Annotated in this window: 21 protein-coding genes; 16 read left to right on the forward strand and 5 right to left on the reverse strand. The window is 37.3% G+C overall.

All coding sequences use genetic code 11. The annotated features are described in order from the left end of the window. Positions 1–71 precede the first annotated feature (71 nt). Complete coding sequence (gyrB, locus tag JNG87_RS10685) at positions 72–2,006, reverse strand: DNA topoisomerase (ATP-hydrolyzing) subunit B (RefSeq protein WP_202844051.1); 1,935 nt, start codon at positions 2,004–2,006, stop codon at positions 72–74. 234 nt (positions 2,007–2,240) lie between these two features. On the opposite strand from gyrB, the gene JNG87_RS10690 reads away from it, so the two are divergent. The 5 genes from JNG87_RS10690 (at position 2,241) to JNG87_RS10710 (ending at position 6,474) form a co-directional block, all read left to right on the forward strand. Next, positions 2,241–3,584 carry a cytochrome ubiquinol oxidase subunit I gene (locus JNG87_RS10690; protein ID WP_202844053.1) on the forward strand — a complete coding sequence of 448 codons (1,344 nt, stop codon included), beginning with the start codon at positions 2,241–2,243 and terminating at the stop codon, positions 3,582–3,584. Further along, complete coding sequence (locus tag JNG87_RS10695; RefSeq protein ID WP_202844055.1) at positions 3,581–4,585, forward strand: cytochrome d ubiquinol oxidase subunit II; 1,005 nt, start codon at positions 3,581–3,583, stop codon at positions 4,583–4,585. The genes JNG87_RS10690 and JNG87_RS10695 overlap by 4 nt, the downstream gene beginning before the upstream one ends. A 5-nt stretch (positions 4,586–4,590) precedes the next feature. Further along, entirely contained in the window at positions 4,591–5,091 is a 501-nt protein-coding gene (locus JNG87_RS10700; RefSeq protein ID WP_202844057.1) for a ClbS/DfsB family four-helix bundle protein, read from the forward strand. Between the two features lie 82 nt (positions 5,092–5,173). Beyond that, complete coding sequence (locus tag JNG87_RS10705) at positions 5,174–5,608, forward strand: transposase (RefSeq protein WP_202844064.1); 435 nt, start codon at positions 5,174–5,176, stop codon at positions 5,606–5,608. After that, complete coding sequence (locus JNG87_RS10710) at positions 5,605–6,474, forward strand: IS3 family transposase (RefSeq protein WP_202844066.1); 870 nt, start codon at positions 5,605–5,607, stop codon at positions 6,472–6,474. Before JNG87_RS10705 ends, JNG87_RS10710 begins: the two co-directional genes overlap by 4 nt. A 61-nt stretch (positions 6,475–6,535) precedes the next feature. Here the strand turns inward: JNG87_RS10710 and lysS are convergent, their stop codons facing one another. The 4 genes from lysS to JNG87_RS10730 all read right to left on the reverse strand — a co-directional run bounded on the left by lysS (position 6,536) and on the right by JNG87_RS10730 (position 9,921). Continuing rightward, entirely contained in the window at positions 6,536–8,233 is a 1,698-nt protein-coding gene (lysS, locus tag JNG87_RS10715) for a lysine--tRNA ligase (protein ID WP_202844068.1), read from the reverse strand. 174 nt (positions 8,234–8,407) lie between these two features. After that, on the reverse strand, positions 8,408–9,337 hold the full coding sequence (gene rlmF / locus JNG87_RS10720) for a 23S rRNA (adenine(1618)-N(6))-methyltransferase RlmF (protein WP_202844071.1): 930 nt from the start codon (positions 9,335–9,337) through the stop codon (positions 8,408–8,410). Between the two features lie 3 nt (positions 9,338–9,340). Next, positions 9,341–9,715: a c-type cytochrome gene (locus JNG87_RS10725; RefSeq protein ID WP_202844073.1), complete on the reverse strand. Its 375-nt coding sequence runs from the start codon at positions 9,713–9,715 to the stop codon at positions 9,341–9,343. Next, complete coding sequence (locus JNG87_RS10730) at positions 9,715–9,921, reverse strand: hypothetical protein (protein ID WP_202844074.1); 207 nt, start codon at positions 9,919–9,921, stop codon at positions 9,715–9,717. Before JNG87_RS10730 ends, JNG87_RS10725 begins: the two co-directional genes overlap by 1 nt. A 201-nt stretch (positions 9,922–10,122) precedes the next feature. On the opposite strand from JNG87_RS10730, the gene JNG87_RS10735 reads away from it, so the two are divergent. The 11 genes from JNG87_RS10735 (at position 10,123) to trpA (ending at position 19,384) form a co-directional block, all read left to right on the forward strand. Further along, positions 10,123–10,575 (forward strand): cupin domain-containing protein, encoded by a 453-nt coding sequence (locus tag JNG87_RS10735; RefSeq protein ID WP_202844075.1) that lies wholly within the window; start codon positions 10,123–10,125, stop codon positions 10,573–10,575. A gap of 191 nt (positions 10,576–10,766) precedes the next feature. Next, entirely contained in the window at positions 10,767–11,408 is a 642-nt protein-coding gene (locus JNG87_RS10740; RefSeq protein ID WP_202844076.1) for a hypothetical protein, read from the forward strand. Positions 11,409–11,654: 246 nt separating this feature from the next. Continuing rightward, on the forward strand, positions 11,655–13,079 hold the full coding sequence (locus tag JNG87_RS10745) for an anthranilate synthase component I family protein (RefSeq protein ID WP_202844077.1): 1,425 nt from the start codon (positions 11,655–11,657) through the stop codon (positions 13,077–13,079). A gap of 52 nt (positions 13,080–13,131) precedes the next feature. Further along, complete coding sequence (locus JNG87_RS10750) at positions 13,132–13,734, forward strand: anthranilate synthase component II (protein ID WP_202844078.1); 603 nt, start codon at positions 13,132–13,134, stop codon at positions 13,732–13,734. A 41-nt stretch (positions 13,735–13,775) separates the two neighbouring features. Beyond that, a complete protein-coding gene (gene trpD / locus JNG87_RS10755; RefSeq protein WP_202844080.1) occupies positions 13,776–14,762 on the forward strand; it encodes an anthranilate phosphoribosyltransferase in 987 nt (328 codons plus the stop codon). Between the two features lie 59 nt (positions 14,763–14,821). Continuing rightward, positions 14,822–15,595: an indole-3-glycerol phosphate synthase TrpC gene (trpC, locus tag JNG87_RS10760; protein WP_202844082.1), complete on the forward strand. Its 774-nt coding sequence runs from the start codon at positions 14,822–14,824 to the stop codon at positions 15,593–15,595. Between the two features lie 11 nt (positions 15,596–15,606). Further along, complete coding sequence (locus tag JNG87_RS10765; RefSeq protein WP_202844084.1) at positions 15,607–16,305, forward strand: phosphoribosylanthranilate isomerase; 699 nt, start codon at positions 15,607–15,609, stop codon at positions 16,303–16,305. A gap of 18 nt (positions 16,306–16,323) precedes the next feature. Next, complete coding sequence (locus tag JNG87_RS10770) at positions 16,324–16,833, forward strand: hypothetical protein (RefSeq protein WP_202844086.1); 510 nt, start codon at positions 16,324–16,326, stop codon at positions 16,831–16,833. Further along, positions 16,830–17,375 carry a GNAT family N-acetyltransferase gene (locus JNG87_RS10775; protein ID WP_202844094.1) on the forward strand — a complete coding sequence of 182 codons (546 nt, stop codon included), beginning with the start codon at positions 16,830–16,832 and terminating at the stop codon, positions 17,373–17,375. Before JNG87_RS10770 ends, JNG87_RS10775 begins: the two co-directional genes overlap by 4 nt. Before the next feature lie 3 nt (positions 17,376–17,378). After that, the gene (gene trpB / locus JNG87_RS10780; RefSeq protein ID WP_202844096.1) at positions 17,379–18,563 is read left to right on the forward strand and encodes a tryptophan synthase subunit beta; all 1,185 of its coding nucleotides are present in this window, start codon (positions 17,379–17,381) and stop codon (positions 18,561–18,563) included. Between the two features lie 62 nt (positions 18,564–18,625). Continuing rightward, on the forward strand, positions 18,626–19,384 hold the full coding sequence (gene trpA, locus JNG87_RS10785) for a tryptophan synthase subunit alpha (RefSeq protein WP_262896836.1): 759 nt from the start codon (positions 18,626–18,628) through the stop codon (positions 19,382–19,384). The last annotated feature ends 31 nt before the right edge of the window (positions 19,385–19,415 follow it).

Consider the following 19,415-nt stretch of genomic DNA (forward strand, 5'->3'; position numbering starts at 1 on the left):
TTTTGGTTTATCCAAATATAAAAAAAGCTTCTAAATAATCAGAAGCTTTTTTATTATATTTTTAAAAAGGTTTATGCATCAATTTTTGCATATTTCGCATTTTTCTCGATAAATTCTCTTCTTGGCGGAACTTCATCTCCCATCAGCATTGAGAAAATACTGTCTGCTTCCACTGCATTATCAATGGTTACCTGCTTCAGAATTCTGTGTTCAGGATTCAATGTAGTTTCCCACAACTGTTCAGGGTTCATCTCTCCAAGACCTTTGTAACGTTGTACCTCTACTCCTTTTCCGTCCGGAGACATTTCTAAAGTAAATTCCTCACGCTCTTTTTCGTTATAAGCATACACTTTTTTATTTCCTTTCTTTAAAAGGTATAAAGGCGGTTGAGCGATATAGATATAACCATTCTCAATAAGTTCCTTCATATATCTGAAGAAGAAAGTAAGAATCAGTGTTGAAATGTGAGATCCGTCAATATCGGCATCGGTCATGATAACGATCTTGTGGTATCTTAATTTTGCCAGGTTCAATGCTTTGCTGTCTTCCTCAGTACCTACAGAAACCCCAAGAGCAGTATAGATATTTCTGATCTCTTCGTTATCATATACTTTGTGAAGCATAGATTTCTCTACGTTCAGAATTTTACCTCTTAACGGAAGGATAGCCTGGAAGTGTCTGTCTCTTCCCTGTTTAGCCGTACCCCCTGCGGAATCTCCCTCTACAAGGAAGATTTCAGATTCTGCCGGATCTTTTGATGAACAGTCTGATAATTTCCCTGGAAGACCGGAACCTCCCATCGGAGATTTTCTCTGAACCATTTCACGGGCTTTTTTTGCAGCCTGTCTTGCTTTTGCAGCTAAAACAACTTTCTGAACAATCAGCTTAGCTTCATTAGGATTTTCTTCCAGGAAGTTGGTAAGCATTTCCCCTACAATTTTATCTACAGCTCCGGAAACTTCAGAGTTTCCTAATTTTGTTTTAGTCTGTCCTTCAAACTGAGGTTCCATTACTTTTACAGAAACTACAGCTGTTAATCCCTCACGGAAATCATCACCTGTAACTTCTACTTTCTCTTTCTGTGGAATACCCAGATCATCAGCATATTTTTTAAGGGTTCTCGTCAAAGCACGTCTGAAACCTGCAAGGTGAGTTCCTCCTTCATGAGTGTTGATGTTGTTTACGTAAGAGTGAAGATTTTCGTTGAAAGAAGTATTGTAACGCATTGCTACTTCTACAGGAATATCATCTCTTTCTCCTTCCATGAAGATTACATGTTCCATGATAGACTCACGGTTACCATCAATGTAAGCAACGAATTCTTTTAACCCACCTTCTGAATGGAAAACTTCCGAACGGAAAGATCCGTCTTCTAATTTCTCTCTTTCATCAGTTAATGTAATGGTAATTCCTTTGTTAAGGTAAGAAAGTTCTCTTAAACGGCTTGCTAATGTATCGTAATTATAAATTAACTCTGTAAATATACTATCATCCGGCTGGAAAAACTGCTTGGTTCCTCTTTTTTCGCTGTGACCAATCTCCTCAACACCTGTCTGGGCTTTTCCTCTTGAATAAATCTGCTGGTAAACGTTTCCGTCTCTGTAAACCGTAGTGATCATCTCGTTGGAAAGAGCATTCACACACGAAACCCCAACCCCGTGAAGACCTCCTGAAACCTTATAAGAGTCTTTGTCAAACTTACCTCCGGCTCCAATTTTTGTCATTACCACTTCAAGGGCAGATTTCTGCTCTTTTTCGTGGAAATCAACCGGGATACCTCTACCGTTATCACTTACTTCAATTCCGTTTCCTTCCTTGATGCTAACGAAGATCGTGTCGCAGTACCCTGCCAATGCCTCGTCAATAGAGTTATCTACTACTTCATAAACCAAGTGGTGAAGTCCTCTGACTCCTACATCACCAATGTACATTGAAGGACGCATACGAACGTGTTCCATTCCTTCCAATGCCTGAATACTACTAGCTGTATATTGTTTTTGACTCATATTAAAAATTAAAAATCCTGCTATATGCAAAGACTCACAAATATCGTGATTTTTTTCGAGGTATGAAAGTTAAAAAGTGTCAAAAAAATGTGGAGTTTTCTTTAGAAAAACATAAGGATTAGTGAGCCGGTAAAAGAAACAAAATTAAAATGTATTGATGAGATAGCAACTGTTGTAAATCATATTCAACATCAATAATTTATGCTTAAATTTATTATCTGAAAAGTTGAAATTATGGATGATTTTATCGCAGCACGCGCTCAGATGGCACTCTCTCTGGGCTTTCATATCATATTCTCCTGTGTGGGTATGGTGATGCCTTTTCTGATGGCTTTTGCCCATTGGAAATATCTGAAAACCAATAACGAGGTATATAAAGGACTTACAAAAGCATGGAGTAAAGGGGTGGCTATCCTTTTTGCAACGGGAGCCGTTTCAGGAACAATGCTTTCTTTTGAACTTGGCCTTTTATGGCCCGGGTTTATGAAACATGCAGGTCCGATTTTCGGGATGCCTTTTTCTCTGGAAGGAACAGCCTTTTTCATCGAAGCGATTGCCATTGGTTTCTTTTTATACGGATGGGAAAGATTCAATAAATGGTTTCACTGGTTCTGTGGTTTTCTTGTAGGAGTAAGCGGGCTGGCTTCCGGAATTCTGGTGGTAGCAGCCAACTCATGGATGAATTCTCCCACCGGTTTTGATTATATTAACGGACAGTATCTTAATATAGATCCTATCAAAGCGATGTTCAATGATGCATGGTTTCCTCAGGCTCTTCATATGACAGTTGCTGCTTTTTGTGCAACAGGATTTGCAGTTGCAGGAGTTCATGCTTTTATGATTATGCGAAAAAGAAATATTGAATTCCATACCAAAGCTTTTAGAATTGCCGTAGGTTTTGCCTTGATCGGAGCATTCGGAGCACCTCTAAGCGGTGATGTTGCTGCAAAGTCGGTAGCAGAAAGACAGCCTATCAAACTGGCAGCTATGGAAGCTCATTTTGAAACGGAAAAAGGGGCTTCATTTGTGATTGGAGGAATTCCTGATGAGGAAAAAGAAGAAGTGAAATATGTAGTGAAAATTCCAAAAGTGTTGAGTTTTCTGGTAAGTAATGACTTTAATTCTGAAGTAAAAGGTCTTAAGGATTTCCCTAGAGATGAATGGCCTCCGATTGCTGTGGTTCATTATGCTTTTCAAATCATGATTTTCTTCGGAGTGATCATGATTGTTATCGGAGCTGTCTATTTATATGCCTTCTTCTTCAAAAAAGAATGGCTGAATAAAAACTGGTTATTAAAAACCTTTTTAATCGCAACACCTTTTGGATATATTGCTCTGGAAGCGGGATGGACGGTAACAGAAGTAGGAAGACAGCCCTGGATTATTTATGGGATTATGAGGACAGCAGATGCGGTAACTCCTATGCCGGGAATACAGTATTCATTCTATTTCTTTACGGCTATTTTCGTATCATTATCATTAATCCTTGTTTTCCTTTTAAAGAGACAGATTCAAATGGTACCGATGCTTTACGATCCTACCGATGTTCAGTTTAACGATAAAAACAAAAAATCATGATTTACATTGTAATAGGTTTTCTCTGGCTATCCATCTGTCTTTATATTATTCTGGGCGGAGCTGACTTTGGAGCAGGTATTGTAGAAATGTTCACCAATAAAAAAGCCCGTCATAAAACCCATGAGATTATGTATGAATCTATTGCTCCTGTTTGGGAAGCCAATCACATGTGGCTGATTATTGCCATCGTTATCCTTTTTGTTGGTTTTCCGGAGATTTATACCACTATGTCTACTTATCTTCACATTCCTTTAGTACTGATGCTTTTGGGAATTATTGCGAGGGGAACAGCCTTTACCTTCAGACATTATGATGCTGTAAAGGATAACTGGCAGGTTTTATATACCCATATTTTCTACTATGCGAGCCTTTTAACACCTTTCTTTTTAGGATTAATCGCTGCTGCTACGGTTTCACATTCTATCAATCCTGATGCTGTAGGTTTTCTGGATTTGTATGTGTTCAGCTGGCTGAACTGGTTTGGGGTTTCTGTGGGCTTATTTACTGTAGCCCTTTGTGCTTATCTTGCTTCTATATTTTCATTAAGAGAAACACGTGATAAGGCCGATCTTTTGTTAATGATCAGAAAATCCAAGCAGACCATGATCTTTGTTGTGGTCACAGGAATATTGGTATTCGTAACTGCTTATATTTCAGATATTCCCCTTTTGATGTGGGTATTTTCAAAGCCTTTGGGGATTATGGCGATTGCTTTTGCCACCATTGCCTTGTTGCTTATTCTAAGAGCGATGAACCGTCAGAAGCTGCTTCCTGTACGTGCTTTGGCAGGATTCCAGATGGTGATGATTTTAGTAGCGGCAACGTATCAGCATAATCCGGATATTATTTTATTAGGAAACGGACAGCATCTTTCATTACTGGAACATATGGCTCCTGAAAAAACTATCGCCGCATTGGGATGGGCATTGATGCTGGGCTCATTGTTTATTCTTCCTTTCTTATTTTATCTGATGGCTTCTTTCAGTAAGTTGAGAAAATAGTAAGTATGCAGGGTTATAAAGATAAAACAGAACTCATTGAAGAGCTAAAGAAAAGATATCTGCTCTATGATCAGGAATTTAATGATATAAAAGAAGAGGAAAAAGATCTTCGGCAGCCGGGAGTTGATAAAACTCCATCACAAAATATTTCCTATCAATTGGGTTGGACTCACCTGCTTTTACAGTGGGAATCTGATGAAAGCAAAGGAATTGAAGTAAAAACTCCCACTCCTGAATACAAATGGAATAACCTGGGAGGATTGTACCAGTCTTTTTATAATCAATATGGTTCTCATACTTTACAAGAACAAAGAGAACTGCTTCGAAATCAGGTGGATGAAATTATCAACTGGATAGAAAGCCTTGATGATGATATACTATTTATTCCTGGCAAAAGAAAATGGGCAACAACACCCGCCCAGTGGCCGGTTTGGAAATGGATCCATATCAATACCGTAGCTCCCTTTAAAAACTTCAGGACACAGCTTAGGAAATGGAAAAAATAAAAAGGTACAGCATAGCACTGTACCTTTTTTTATTTATGTTTTTGTCTCGTCCTGAAATAGCGATACACAAAAAAGAATCGTTATGGCAGAAACATTAACATCCACGTACATTAAACGTACACAGAAGGATTACAGTTTAAGTTTAAAACTTCAAATCGTGAAAGAAGTTGAATCAGGAGCATCCACTATTAATAATTGTCGTAAGAAATATGGTATTCAATCTCATGGAACTATTTTAAATTGGCTGAGAAAATATGGTAACTTTGATTGGGAAAACCAAAGACCTTACGCGATGGAAAAAACACCTGAACAACGTATAATGGAATTAGAAGCCCAGGTAAGGCTTCTTGAAAAGCAAAAGGCATTCTTAGAAAAGCAGGCTTATATTGCAGATAAAAAGTCCATATTTTTTGATATGATGATTGATCTGGCTGAGAAAGAATATCACATTGATATTCGAAAAAACTCACCACCCGAACAATCGATTACTTCCGCAGTAAAGAAAAAGAAACTTTGATTTTTACTTGCGGATTGTTAGGGTTAAATAGACAAATCTATTATAGAAGTATAAAGCGTACGAAAGTTTGTAAAGATAAAGCTTCAGAGGTAGTAAAGCTGGTAGAGAATCTTCGTGTTAAGATGCCCCGGTTAGGAGGCCGGAAATTATATTTTATTTTACAGAGATCCTTAAGCTCCATTAAGGTAGGGAGAGATAAATTCTTTGCCATCTTAAAAGCTAATCATTTATTGATTGAGCCTCGCAAAAGCTATCACATTACGACCAACTCTCATCATCGTTTTAGAAAGCATAAGAACCTGCTCCTGGACTACCAGATAACAAAGCCCAACCAAGTATGGGTTGCAGATATTACTTATATAGGAAACCGAAAAAATCCAAGCTATTTAAGTTTAATAACTGATGCATATTCTAAGAAAATAATGGGACACTTTGTTGCAGACAATTTGAATACACAGAGTAGTATTATAGCTTTAAAAAGAGCTCTCAAGAAGCATAAAGGGATGAGAGAATCTTTAATCCATCATTCCGATCGTGGTTTACAATACTGCTCGAATGAGTATCAAAAACTTTTACAGAAACATCAATTAAAATGTAGTATGACACAAAACTCCGATCCTTATGAAAATGCAATAGCAGAGAGAGTGAATGGTATTTTAAAGCATGAGTTTGATATTGATAAACATGATATAAACAATAATTTAAGGAAAAAGATAGTAAATGAATCTATCGAAATCTACAATGATTTACGACCACATTTTTCAAATCATTATCTAACTCCAAACCAAATGCATAACCAATCACAAATTAAAATGAAAACCTATAAAAACAAAAACCAAAGCAATAGTAAAATTACTCTGGTTTAATTATTTATTTTTGTACTATAATCTGTATCAGTTTTTCAGGACTAGTCATTTCTGAGAAATCTTAAGCCAGTTTCATCAAAAGATTTTCGTCAATTTTCTCTACTTTCACAATATTGTTTTTTGTCAAAGTCTTGGAAGCTTTATCCCATTTTTTACCGGATAACTGGCTTCTTTCTTTTACTTCTGCCAAAGCCATCGGCTCTTCCTGGGAATTAAGGATTTCAAGGATTACTTTTTCATCCTCTCCTAATTCAATTTGTGGGACTGCTTTTTCAGGTCTCATCTGAGGGAAGAATAATACTTCCTGGATTGAGGCATTATTCGTTAAGAACATAATTAATCTATCCATACCGATTCCTAATCCTGAAGTTGGTGGCATACCATACTCCAGCGCTCTTAAGAAGTCCTGATCGATGAACATTGCTTCATCATCTCCTCTTTCAGATAACGCCATCTGTGCTTCAAAACGCTCTCTCTGATCGATAGGATCATTAAGCTCTGAATATGCATTAGCGATTTCTTTACCGCATACCATTAATTCAAAACGCTCTGTTAAGCCTTCTTTGCTTCTATGTTTCTTTGTCAGTGGAGACATTTCGATCGGATAATCCGTAATGAAAGTCGGCTGGATGAAGTTTCCTTCACATTTCTCACCGAAGATTTCATCGATTAATTTTCCTTTACCCATCGTCTCATTTACTTCGATACCGATAGATTTCGCGAAATCATATAATTCCTTCTCAGTTTTTCCGGTGATATCGAAACCTGTAAATTTCAGGATCGCTTCTGTCATGGAAACTCTTGGGTAAGGAGCTTTGAAATCTACTTCATGTTCCCCAAAGGTAGCTTTTGTAGTTCCGTTTACCTGGATAGCACAGAATTCCAGTAATTTCTCAGTGAAATCCATCATCCAGTTATAATCTTTGTACGCTACATAGATTTCCATAGCGGTAAACTCAGGGTTGTGGGTTCTGTCCATTCCTTCATTTCTGAAGTTTTTAGAGAACTCATATACTCCGTCAAAACCACCTACGATCAGTCTTTTCAGATATAATTCGTTGGCAATTCTTAAATATAATGGAATATCCAGCGCATTGTGGTGCGTGATAAACGGTTTAGCTGCTGCTCCACCAGGAATTGACTGTAGGATTGGTGTTTCCACTTCAAAATATCCTGCATCATTAAAGAATGTTCTCATGGCATTGAACAATTTTGTTCTCTTCACGAAAATTTCTTTTACCTGTGGGTTTACCGTTAAATCTACGTAACGCTGTCTGTATCTTAATTCAGGATCTGTAAAACCATCGTGTACTACTCCGTTTTCATCAGTTTTAGCCTGAGGCAGCGGGCGTAAAGCCTTTGTAAGAAGCGTAAAGTTTTTCACTAAAACCGTCTTTTCTCCTACCTGAGTGGTAAACAATTCTCCTTCAATACCGATAATATCACCGATATCCAGAAGGTGCTTGTATACTTCATTATATAGTTCTTTATCTTCACCCGGACAGATCTCGTCTCTGTTGAAGTAAACTTGGATTTTTCCTTTAGAATCCTGCAATTCTGCAAAAGAAGCCTTTCCTTGAATTCTGCGGGACATCAATCTACCAGCGATCTTCACCTGTTTACTTTCAGAAAAATCCTGTTTTATAGATTCTGTAGTATCTGTAATTATATACTCATCCGCAGGGAACGCATTAATCCCCATTTCAGTAAGCTTATTCAGCTTTTCTCTTCTAATGATTTCTTGTTCTGATAATTGCATTTCTTATTTTTCTAAAAGCGTACAAATTTAGGCATTTTTGACATGACCGTCAATGGCTTTTTTAAGAAATTTTAAAAAGTGGTAAAGATGCGGGGTATTGGGGTTCGGGATACGTGTTTAGAGATCAAAGATTTGAATGATTGTGCTATAACATTAAACTTTGAACTTTGAATTTTAAATCAACCAGCTTTTTCTGTCTTTTCGGGGAATAAACGTCCACGCCAGCATTCTGCTTACTTTTTGTCCCTGAGCCATATCAATAGTTCTCACCTCTACAGCATTTACTTTCTTTAAAAGATTGTTGAGTTTATTGAGATTGTCTTTTTTCGAAACCAGACACGTGAACCAAAGAACCTGTGATGAAAACAATGTGCTTTCATTGATCATTTTAGTAATAAAAGCAAGTTCACCACCTTCACACCAAAGTTCAGACTGCTGTCCGCTGAAGTTAAGAAGAGGTTTCGTTTTCTTTGATTTACTAAGATTTTTTGTTTTTCTGATATTCCCTTTCATGGCAGATTCTTCAGAATCATGAAAAGGAGGATTGCACATGGTGAAAGTAAATCTGTCTTCCGGACCAATGATATTGGTAAAGATATGATCAGCATCAGGCTGGCTTTTTAACTGAATAACAGAGGAAAGATCTTCATTTTGATCCAGAATGTGTTGAGCATTTTTCAAAGAATCCTGGTTGATATCCGTTCCCAGAATGGTCCAGCCATAAGATTTGCAGCTGATTAAAGGATACACGAGATTCGCGCCTGTTCCTATGTCTAATCCTTTTACAGAATTTCCTGTGGGAATTTTGTTAAGTGGTTCACCTAATAGATCGGCAATATAATGTACATAGTCTGCTCTTCCCGGGATCGGTGGACAAAGATTGGTATCGGGAATATCCCAGCCTTTAATGTTGTAGAAATGTAAGAGTAAGGCTTTATTGAGCAGTTTAACTGCTTGAGGAATGCTGAAATTAATGGTTACTGTCTGATAGGCATTTGTAAAAACATAGTGTTTCAGTTCCGGCACACAAGAAATAAGCTGATCAAAATCGTAGGAATTACGATGCAGATTTCTTGTGTGCAGACTGGATTTTTCAGCAGACATATTTTATTTCTTCTGACTTAAAATATATTCCACCATTTTTTTGGCATCTTCTTTAGATACCTGAGGATGGGCAGCCATAGGGACATTTCCCCATACTCCACTTCCGCCTTCTATAATTTTGGAAGCCAGCAGTTCAGTATCCTTTTCAGAGTACTTTCCTGCAATTTCCTGATAAGAAGGTCCTATCATTCTCTCATTCACAGAATGGCAGCCTGAGCAGTCCAATGTTTCCATGATCTGATCACCGGAAAGATTAGATTGAGCAGGTTCTGAAACAGCTGTAGTTTCAGAAGAAGATGCCACTTCTGCTGTATTTTCTTTTTTAGAACAGGAAATGATCATAAGCCCCAGTGTTCCTGCCAAAAGTATTTTTTTCATTATTTCTTCGCTGTAGAATCTGTTTTAGCAGCTTCAGGTGCAGTTGCAGCAGCTGGAGCAGCAGTTTTAGCAGTAGAATCTACCACAGTAGTTGCTTCCGGTTCCTCAAGCATTGTGTTGCTATCCTGTAAAGAGTGATCTGGCTTTTTTTTGCAGCTTGCTAATAATAAACCTCCGATAAATGCGATTGCTAATACTTTTTTCATTTTTTTCTAATTTGGAAGCAAAAATATAAAAAATAAACTTTTAAACTTATGACAAATGTTTTCTTTAGGAAATATTTTTGAGATCAGGATCTTAACAACTGATAAAAAAATAATTCAAACATGGGAGAATTTTAAATCAGGTTAGTATTTTTGTATATCGGATGATCCGAGCCAAAAATCAACGTATTAATTTAAAAATGTATGACCAGAAAACATGTATTGGGTACAGCTTGCTTTGCTATACTCTCTTCTTTCCTTTTTTCATGTGATAATTCATCCAATGAACCACAATCAGAATATTCTGATAAAATTGAATCGGTGACGCTTTTAAAAACGACAAAATCCTGGGACGGAACTACGTATCCTGCTTACCCCGCAACTCAGCCGGAAATTTCAGTCCTTAAAATTGCTGTACCTCCCAACTCGGCACTGAGCTGGCATAAACATCCTGTGATTAATGCTGCTTATGTAGAAAAAGGTGAAATTCAGATTGAAAGAAAAGAGGATGGAAAAACGCAATGGATAAGAAAAGGTCAGGTACTTCCTGAAATGGTTAATACCGGCCACAGAGGTAAAACCGGAGACCTCGGAGCAACGCTGATTGTTTTCTACAGCGGAACTCCGGATATTCCTTTATCTGAGCCAGTACAATAAATAGTTCAAACGCCAGGTTCGCAAAGTAATGATGATAAAAATTTATTTTTTTGTTCGCAAAGGCACTTCATTCAGCTAATAACAGCTCTTTTGCTAAGTTAAACGCCCTTGTGATCATTTTAACAGTCATTTAATAACATCTTTGCGATCTCAGCGTTTAAATAAAAGATTATTATAGTTATCTTTAATCCATGATTTTAATTTCAAAAATTCTGTTTTTCACCAGCCATCATGGTTTTTATACTGTGGTTCTGTTGTTTGCATTCTTTGGATTGCTCTCCTATCTGACCAAAAAAGCATGGTTTTTGATTCCGATCATTCCACTTGCTATATTGAATGGTTTTGGAGGACAGTTTCTAAATGCATGGTTTTTAAACAAATACGGAGTAGAAAGCACAGCTATTATCACCTCTGATGTAGAAACCAATTCTACTCTGAATGACATGTACATCCACGATTATGAAGCCATTGTAAAGAAACAGGACGGAAAATATACCACTACCTTTTTCTCCACTACTACTGCAGCCATTTATCCTATCAGAAATTCAATCAGAATTCCGGGTGATAAGGATATTCCTGTAAAATACATTCCAGGATATGAAAAAAACATGGTCATCCTTTATGATCAATCCAGGGAAGGAAAAATTGTATTACAAAATGAAAAAATGGTTCCTGTGAATTCTGCAAGAATCAAATATGAAGCAGACAGAACAAATAAACAATTCATTGAAGAATATATTGCTGCATTGGAAGATTATGTAAAAGACTATGATGATGAAACTTACAGAGAAAAAATCAAAGTATTGAAACAAGAACTCAAACAGCTTAAATAAGAGGTTTCAATGTTAAGTTTTTTTATTTTCAGAAATTTTTTCGTCTTTGTATAAAAAAAATTTCTACATTTGTCCTATGTTTAAAATGAACAACAATATTTGGTGGTGGCTTTCAAACTCTTCGTCGGGTCTGAAGGTATTGTCATGTTGTTAATTACAGCAGAAATAATCAAAAAACAATATATAGGCTTTGACGGATACCGTTAAAGCCTTTTTTTATTCCTTAATCTCACAAAAAACAATAAAATGTTGACCAAAACAATTACGATAAAAACCGTTTCGAAAAAAACACTGGGAGACCTTCATACTCCCATGAATATTTACCTTAAGATCAGGGATAAATTCCGTGATACGATTCTTCTGGAAAGTTCAGATTCAAAAAGTATTGATAATAACTTTTCCTTCATCGCCGTGAATGCCATTGCCGGAATTGAGGTGAAAAATCTTAACGAATATGAAATCAAACTTCCTTCTTCTGCTCCCGTAAAGCAATTTATTATGGAGCGGAATATTACAGATGTATTTGAAGAGTTCCGTCAGATTTTTAAATGTGAAGAAACCGGTGATCCTATTGAGCAGACGGCTCAGAGCCTTTTTGGCTACACAAGTTTTGAAGCGGTACAGTTTTTTGAAAACATCAGCCTTAAAGCACAAAGCAAGGAAGTAGAGATTCCTGTTTTAAGGTATAGATTGTACCAATATGTAATTGCTATCAATCATTTTAATGATGAAATGTATATTATTGAAAACTGTATTGATGGCGTAAAATCTGAATTCCATCTGTTGGAAAATCTTATTAAAAATCAGAATACTCCGGTTTACCCATTCGAGAAAACAAGCGAAGAAACATCTAATATTACAGATGAAGAGTATATTGAACTGGTAAAGACAGCCCAGAAACACTGTATGCGCGGAGATGTCTTCCAGCTGGTTCTGAGCAGAAGATTTGAGCAGAAATTCAAAGGTGATGAGTTCAACGTGTATCGTGCTTTGAGAAATATCAATCCTTCTCCTTACTTATTCTATTTTGATTACGGAAATTACAAATTATTCGGATCAAGTCCTGAAAGCCAGTTAATCATCAAAAACAATAAAGCCATTATTCACCCGATTGCGGGAACATCCAAAAGAACAGGAAATTTTGAAGCTGACCTTGAAGCTATTGAAGTCCTGAAAGCCGATCCCAAAGAAAATGCAGAACATACCATGCTGGTAGATCTCGCTAGAAATGATCTTGGAAAGCTTGGGAAAAATGTAACGGTTACTAAGCTTAAAGAAATCCAGCTTTTCTCTCACGTTATTCATATGGTAAGTGAGGTGACTGCAGATGTTGCTGATGACATCAATCCTCTGGAAATGGTTTCCGCTACTTTCCCTCAGGGAACATTAAGCGGTGCACCCAAGCATAAAGCGCTTCAGCTGATCAATCAATATGAAAAAGATTCCCGCGGCTATTATGGCGGCTGTATAGGAATCATCGGACTGAACGGAACCTGCAACCAGGCCATTATGATCAGAACCTTCTTAAGTAAAAACAATACCTTATTTTACCAGGCTGGTGCCGGTCTTGTAGCAAAATCTGTCCCTGAAAGTGAATTACAGGAAGTCAACAACAAACTGAATGCACTGAAAAAAGCAGTAGAAAAAGCAGAAAAAATAGTTGAAAAATAAACCCACCAGCTAGCAACAAAAAAAAACCAGCAACTATCTAACAAAAAAAGCAATGAACAGCAATATAAACACTCAGCAGACGCCACTTAAAGTTCTCGTTTTCGACAATTACGACAGCTTTACCTATAACCTTGTTCAGATTATTGAAAGAATTCTGAACCAAAGAGTAGATGTGGTAAGAAACGATGAAATTACCCTTGAAGAGATTGGAAAATACGACAAAATCATCCTTTCTCCCGGTCCCGGAATTCCTGAAGAAGCAGGTATTTTATTAGACCTTATTAAAGAATACGCTCCTTCAAAAAGTATCCTTGGAGTATGTCTCGGACAGCAGGCCATAGCTGAAGCTTTCGGAGGAAGTCTGATCAACCTGTCTGAAATCTTTCACGGAGTGGCTACCACTACCGACCTGGTGAAAGAAGACACCAAATTATTTAAGGATTTACATTCAGGATTGGAAGTGGGAAGATACCACAGCTGGGCAGTCAATACTGAAGATTTCCCGGAAGAACTGGAAATCACAGCCGTAGATAAAGACGGAATGATCATGGCTTTGCAGCACAAAACCTATGATGTACACGGAGTACAGTTTCACCCTGAAAGCATTTTAACGCCGGAAGGAGAAGTAATCATTAAAAACTTTCTGTTGTCATGAAAACCTTAGAAAGTCCTTCAACAACCATAAAAATACCACAAATGAAAGAAATACTTCAATACCTGTTCAACCATAATACGCTTTCAAAATCAGAAGCGAAGGCTACCATGATTGAGATTGCACAGAATAAATTCAACGCTGCGGAAGTGACTGCTTTTATCAGTGTTTTCCTGATGCGGAATATCACATTGAAAGAGCTGGAAGGTTTCAGAGAAGCATTGTTACAAATGGCTGTTCCTGTAAACATCGATGCCAGCGATGCGATTGATATTGTAGGAACAGGAGGTGACGGAAAAGATACCATCAATATATCCACTCTGGCCAGTTTTGTAGTAGCCGGAGCCGGACAGAAGGTAATAAAACATGGAAATTACGGAGCTTCTACCACTACAGGCTCTTCCAATGTACTGGAAGAACTGGGATATCAGTTTAAAAACAGCTCAGAGCAATTGAATGAAGATCTTGAAAGGGCTAACATCTGCTTTTTGCACGCTCCTTATTTTCATCCTGCGCTGCAATCTGTCGGGTTATTAAGAAAATCGCTGGGATTAAGAACCTTCTTTAACCTTTTGGGTCCTTTGGTCAATCCGGCAAAGCCCAGATATTCAATGATTGGAGTTTATAATCTGGAAATTGCAAGAATTTATCAGTATCTTCTTCAAAAGGAAGAACGTGAATTTATTCTGGTGCATGGCCTTGACGGATATGATGAAATAAGTCTTACCGGCGACAGCAAAATCATCACCAAAAACGGCGAAGAAATTTATTCTGCAGAAGATTTAGGTTTCAATCCGGTAACGCTGGAAGATATTAAAGCAGGAAACTCCATTCGGGAAACGGCAAAAATATTCATGGATATTCTGGAAGGAAATGGTACAGAACAGCAGAACTCAGTAATCCTTGCCAACGCTTCAGCAGCACTTTACAACACCCATAAATTCGGGACCTACGATAACTGTCTTCTCATGGCTGATGAAAGTCTGCAAAGCGGAAAAGCATTGAATAGTTTTAATCTTTTGATCCAATAAGATTCACCATTCACTTGCAAAGCAAAATTCACTATTGACTATATTACAGACACAAAAAAATGACTATACTGGATAAAATTATTGAACGAAAAAAAGAGGAGGTTGCTGCAGCAAAATCGCGCATTTCCCTTGACCGGTTAAAAGACACCTCTTTTTTTGGAAGACCAACCTATTCACTGAAAGAATCCATCAACAATAAAAGCGGAATTATCGCTGAGTTTAAGAGACAATCTCCTTCAAAAGGGATCATCAATAATAATGTACAGCCTTTGGAGGTAGTTTCTGCTTACGAAAATTTTGGAGCCAGCGGAATTTCAATCCTGACTGATCATGATTTTTTCGGAGGAAATTTAAATGATGTTATGGATGTAAGAAATGAGATTACCATTCCGATTCTGCGAAAAGATTTTATGATTGATGAATATCAGTTTTATGAAGCCAAAAGTATTGGAGCTGATGTAGTATTACTGATCGCTTCATGTCTTTCACCAGCTCAGGTACAGGAATTTACCGAATTAGCTCACCAACTGAAATTGGAGGTCTTACTGGAAATTCATACAGAAGATGAACTGAAACATTTCAATTCAGAAATTGATTTGGTAGGAATTAATAACAGAAACCTTAAAGATTTTAAAGTGGATCTTCAGCATTCCGTTCAGCTAAAAAACCAGCTTCCAAAAGAAGTTTTATCTGTTGCAGAAAGTGGTATTTACAGCCTTGAAGATTTTCAGTTTTTAAAAGAAAAAGGATTTGACGGTTTCCTGATGGGCGAATATTTCATGAAAAATACAGATCCTGCCAAAGCTTTTGAAGAATTTGCTTCTCAAATTTAAACACAATAACAATGAACCTGCAACCTACAACCTCAAACCTGCCACCTCAACTCAAAGTCTGCGGTCTTACAAAACCGGATCAGATTCAGGAATTGATTGCTATGAAAACAGATTTTCTCGGTTTTATCTTCTATGAAAAATCACCGAGGTATGTTTTGAATCATCTGAGTCTGGAAGAACTCTCAACCATTGATCACCAGGGAAAAGTGGGCGTTTTTGTTAATGAAGAAGCCGATATCATTGTAAAGATCGTTCAGCATGCAGATTTGAATTTTGTCCAGCTTCATGGTGATGAAAGTAACGATTTTATTGCTGAATTAAGACAAAAGCTGAATCCGGAAGTTGGTATTATTAAAGTCATCAGAATAGGAAGTAATACAGCAGAAAATCAAAATAAAATAACACAAATTCTTGATCTGCAACAAGCAACCTGCAACCCGCAACCTGTCACCTACTACCTATTTGATACAGACAGCAAAGCCTTTGGCGGAACAGGGCAACAATTCGACTGGAATATTCTGAATGAATTTGAGATTCCACTGCCCTACTTTCTAAGCGGCGGAATTTCTGAAGATAATATCTGTGATGTAAAAACATTGAAGCAACAGCCTTTCGCTTTGGATATCAATTCAAAGTTTGAAACAGAGCCCGGCAGTAAAAATATTGACAGGATAAAAAAATTTAAAACCCAATTTCAACAAAATAAATAACACATAAAAAACACAAGGATGAATATACATTTGCTAAAGAAGACATTTTATAAAACATTATTTCCGCCTAAATTCGGGAATGAAAAAATCCAGAATCTATACCATTTTGTTGCACAAAACGACAGCAATACAGAACATTGGGAAGCAGGTGGACTATTGTCTGATTTCATTTGTATTATTAAAGATTTTGAAGAAAGTGATATCCAGTATTTTTTTGAAAGAATCAGCTTATGGAACAGTTATTATCTGGTTATTATTTCAGATAAATTTTTGGAAAACCATGTAAAATCCAGTGTAAAGTATGACCTGGGATTGATTTATTCTAAAATTTTTCTGCTTTACGAGGATTTCGATCCTTATTTTCTGATTGACAACCTTGAAATTGCCATTACCATGTATCAGTCGAAAATAGATAAAGCAACCTTAATTGACTTAATGCATAAAATAGAATTATTATATTATAAAAAGCTGATTACCAAACAGCAGTACGATTACCATCTCACATTTATTAATAGTTTGAACCCATGAAATATCACGTAAAAGAAACGAAAGATTTAACAGAAGCCGAAATAAAACACATCCTGGAACTTTGGGATATTTCTGCATGGAACACCATGAAATCATCCTACTTCCGCTCTTTTTTTAAAGACTCAGAATTTCATTTTCTGATGGATACGGATGAAAGCATATTGGCCATTATGAGAGTGAATTTTGATTTCACCTTACAAATAGCAGACACCGGTTATTCCTTTGCGGAAGCCGTAGGGCTTGTTTCTGCTCATAAAAAGAGAGGGTATGGAACCGCTTTGGTGAAACATTTCAAAGAAAATGTTACTCAGAGAAATCTTGAGACAATTGGTTTCTGCCACGCTGATCTTCGTTCCTTTTATGAAAAATGTGACATAGAAATCCTCCATGACAAGGCCAAAATGATCAAAGAAAGTATCGGCCCGGAGTGGGTAAATTCTGAAGATGATGATATTTTGATTTTTCATACCTCGCAGAAAAGAAAAGAGCTGCTCAACCAGCTGAGTGTACAAAACAACGCTTATTTAATGACTAAAGAATAAAAAATGAATTATAAAAACCCCGATGAAAACGGATATTATGGAGAGTTTGGAGGTGCTTTTATCCCCGAAATGCTCTATCCTAATGTAGAAGAACTGCAAAAAAACTATCTTGAAATCATAGAGTCTGAAGATTTTCAGGCCGAGTATCAGGATTTGCTGAAAAACTATGTTGGGCGGGCCACTCCACTCTATTTTGCTAAAAATTTAAGTCAGAAATACAAGACTCAGATCTATTTGAAAAGAGAAGATCTCAACCATACCGGAGCTCACAAAATCAATAATGCTCTGGGCCAGGTTTTATTAGCGAAACGTCTTGGAAAAACCAGGATTATTGCGGAAACCGGAGCCGGACAGCATGGCGTTGCTACCGCTACAGCATGTGCTTTGCTTGGTCTAGAATGCATCGTCTATATGGGAGAAATTGATATCCAGAGACAGGCTCCCAATGTAGCGAGAATGAAAATGCTGGGAGCAGAAGTAGTGGCTGCCACTTCAGGTTCAAAAACCCTGAAAGATGCAGTAAATGAAGCATTAAGAGACTGGATCAACAATCCTGTGACGACTCATTATGTGATTGGAAGTGTAGTGGGACCTCATCCTTTTCCGGATCTTGTAGCACGATTCCAGAGTATTATTTCAAAGGAAATCAAAGAACAGCTGAAAGAGAAAATCGGAAGAGAAAATCCGGATTATGTGATTGCCTGTGTAGGTGGAGGAAGTAATGCAGCAGGGACCTTTTATCATTTCGTAGAGGAAAAAGAGGTGAAAATCATTGCTGCTGAAGCCGGAGGATTGGGAGTGGATTCCGGAAAATCCGCTGCTACTACTTTCCTGGGAACGCTTGGTGTCCTTCACGGAAGCAAAAGTCTTGTGATGCAGACAGCAGACGGCCAGGTTATTGAACCCCACTCTATTTCTGCCGGACTGGATTATCCGGGAATCGGGCCTTTTCATGCGCATTTATTTAAAGAAAAAAGAGCTGAATTCTTTAGCATTAATGATGATGAAGCTTTGAAATGTGCCTTTGAACTCACCAGACTGGAAGGAATTATCCCTGCACTGGAAAGTTCTCACGCACTGGCTGTTCTGGATAAGAAGAAATTTAATGAAAATGATGTTGTGGTCATTTGCCTGAGCGGCCGTGGAGATAAGGATATGGAAACGTATCTTAAAGAAATTAGAAGTTAGATACTGGAAATTAGTAAGTATTACCTAATAACAAGTATTCACCTTCTAACTTCTACCCTCTAATTTCTAACCTCTATAATAAAAAAATGAAAAAACTAAATATATATTTCACAGCAGGAATTCCACAACTGGAAGATACTGCTGATATTATACAACTGATTCAGGATTCCGGGGCTGATATGATCGAAATCGGAATGCCTTATTCTGATCCTGTAGCAGACGGCCCTGTCATTCAGAAAGCTCACGAACTGGCTTTACAAAACGGAATGACCATTGAAAAACTATTGTCACAACTAAAAGCAATCAAAGACAGGATCAAAATCCCAATTATTCTGATGGGTTATATCAATCCGGTACTAAGTTTCGGATTTGAGAAATTCTGTGCAGCATGTTCGGAAAGTGGTGTTTCAGGGCTGATCCTTCCTGATCTTCCTCCTATTGAGTTTGAGAAAAACTATCAGCATATCTTAAAACAATATAATCTTAATTTCACTTTTCTGGTAACTCCGGAAACCTCAGATGAAAGGATGATCTATCTGGATTCATTAAGTTCAGGATTTCTGTATGCCGTAAGTTCTTCTTCCACTACCGGAAATGAAAATGCGGTTTTAAAGAATGAGGACTATCTTTCCAGGCTCGCTGCTCTTCCACTTAAAAATCCGGTGATGATTGGGTTTGGAATTAAATCGAAAGATGACTTCGAAAATGTAACGGAAAAAGCAGATGGCGGTATCATTGGAACAGCCTTTGTGAATATTTTGCTTCAGGATAGAGACTGGAAGAAAAGGGCTATAGATTTTATCCATTCCATAAAAGGGTAAAATTCACTAAATTTGTATATCAAAAATTGAA

It is taken from the genome of Chryseobacterium cucumeris, assembly GCF_016775705.1.
Lineage (GTDB): Bacteria > Bacteroidota > Bacteroidia > Flavobacteriales > Weeksellaceae > Chryseobacterium > Chryseobacterium cupriresistens.

Bases quoted from the DNA above. Each gene is read 5' to 3' on its own strand.
- JNG87_RS10700 (WP_202844057.1), top strand. From the start codon at position 4,591: ATGCAGGGTTATAAAGATAAAACAGAACTCATTGAAGAGCTAAAGAAA.
- JNG87_RS10765 (WP_202844084.1), top strand. From the start codon at position 15,607: ATGAACCTGCAACCTACAACCTCAAACCTGCCACCTCAACTCAAAGTC.
- lysS (WP_202844068.1), bottom strand. From the start codon at position 8,233: ATGCAATTATCAGAACAAGAAATCATTAGAAGAGAAAAGCTGAATAAG.
- trpB (WP_202844096.1), top strand. From the start codon at position 17,379: ATGAATTATAAAAACCCCGATGAAAACGGATATTATGGAGAGTTTGGA.
- rlmF (WP_202844071.1), bottom strand. From the start codon at position 9,337: ATGTCTGCTGAAAAATCCAGTCTGCACACAAGAAATCTGCATCGTAAT.
- gyrB (WP_202844051.1), bottom strand. From the start codon at position 2,006: ATGAGTCAAAAACAATATACAGCTAGTAGTATTCAGGCATTGGAAGGA.
- JNG87_RS10725 (WP_202844073.1), bottom strand. From the start codon at position 9,715: ATGAAAAAAATACTTTTGGCAGGAACACTGGGGCTTATGATCATTTCC.
- JNG87_RS10745 (WP_202844077.1), top strand. From the start codon at position 11,655: ATGTTGACCAAAACAATTACGATAAAAACCGTTTCGAAAAAAACACTG.
- trpD (WP_202844080.1), top strand. From the start codon at position 13,776: ATGAAAGAAATACTTCAATACCTGTTCAACCATAATACGCTTTCAAAA.
- JNG87_RS10690 (WP_202844053.1), top strand. From the start codon at position 2,241: ATGGATGATTTTATCGCAGCACGCGCTCAGATGGCACTCTCTCTGGGC.
- JNG87_RS10775 (WP_202844094.1), top strand. From the start codon at position 16,830: ATGAAATATCACGTAAAAGAAACGAAAGATTTAACAGAAGCCGAAATA.
- JNG87_RS10750 (WP_202844078.1), top strand. From the start codon at position 13,132: ATGAACAGCAATATAAACACTCAGCAGACGCCACTTAAAGTTCTCGTT.
- JNG87_RS10730 (WP_202844074.1), bottom strand. From the start codon at position 9,921: ATGAAAAAAGTATTAGCAATCGCATTTATCGGAGGTTTATTATTAGCA.
- JNG87_RS10740 (WP_202844076.1), top strand. From the start codon at position 10,767: ATGATTTTAATTTCAAAAATTCTGTTTTTCACCAGCCATCATGGTTTT.
- JNG87_RS10735 (WP_202844075.1), top strand. From the start codon at position 10,123: ATGACCAGAAAACATGTATTGGGTACAGCTTGCTTTGCTATACTCTCT.
- JNG87_RS10695 (WP_202844055.1), top strand. From the start codon at position 3,581: ATGATTTACATTGTAATAGGTTTTCTCTGGCTATCCATCTGTCTTTAT.
- JNG87_RS10770 (WP_202844086.1), top strand. From the start codon at position 16,324: ATGAATATACATTTGCTAAAGAAGACATTTTATAAAACATTATTTCCG.
- JNG87_RS10705 (WP_202844064.1), top strand. From the start codon at position 5,174: ATGGCAGAAACATTAACATCCACGTACATTAAACGTACACAGAAGGAT.
- trpC (WP_202844082.1), top strand. From the start codon at position 14,822: ATGACTATACTGGATAAAATTATTGAACGAAAAAAAGAGGAGGTTGCT.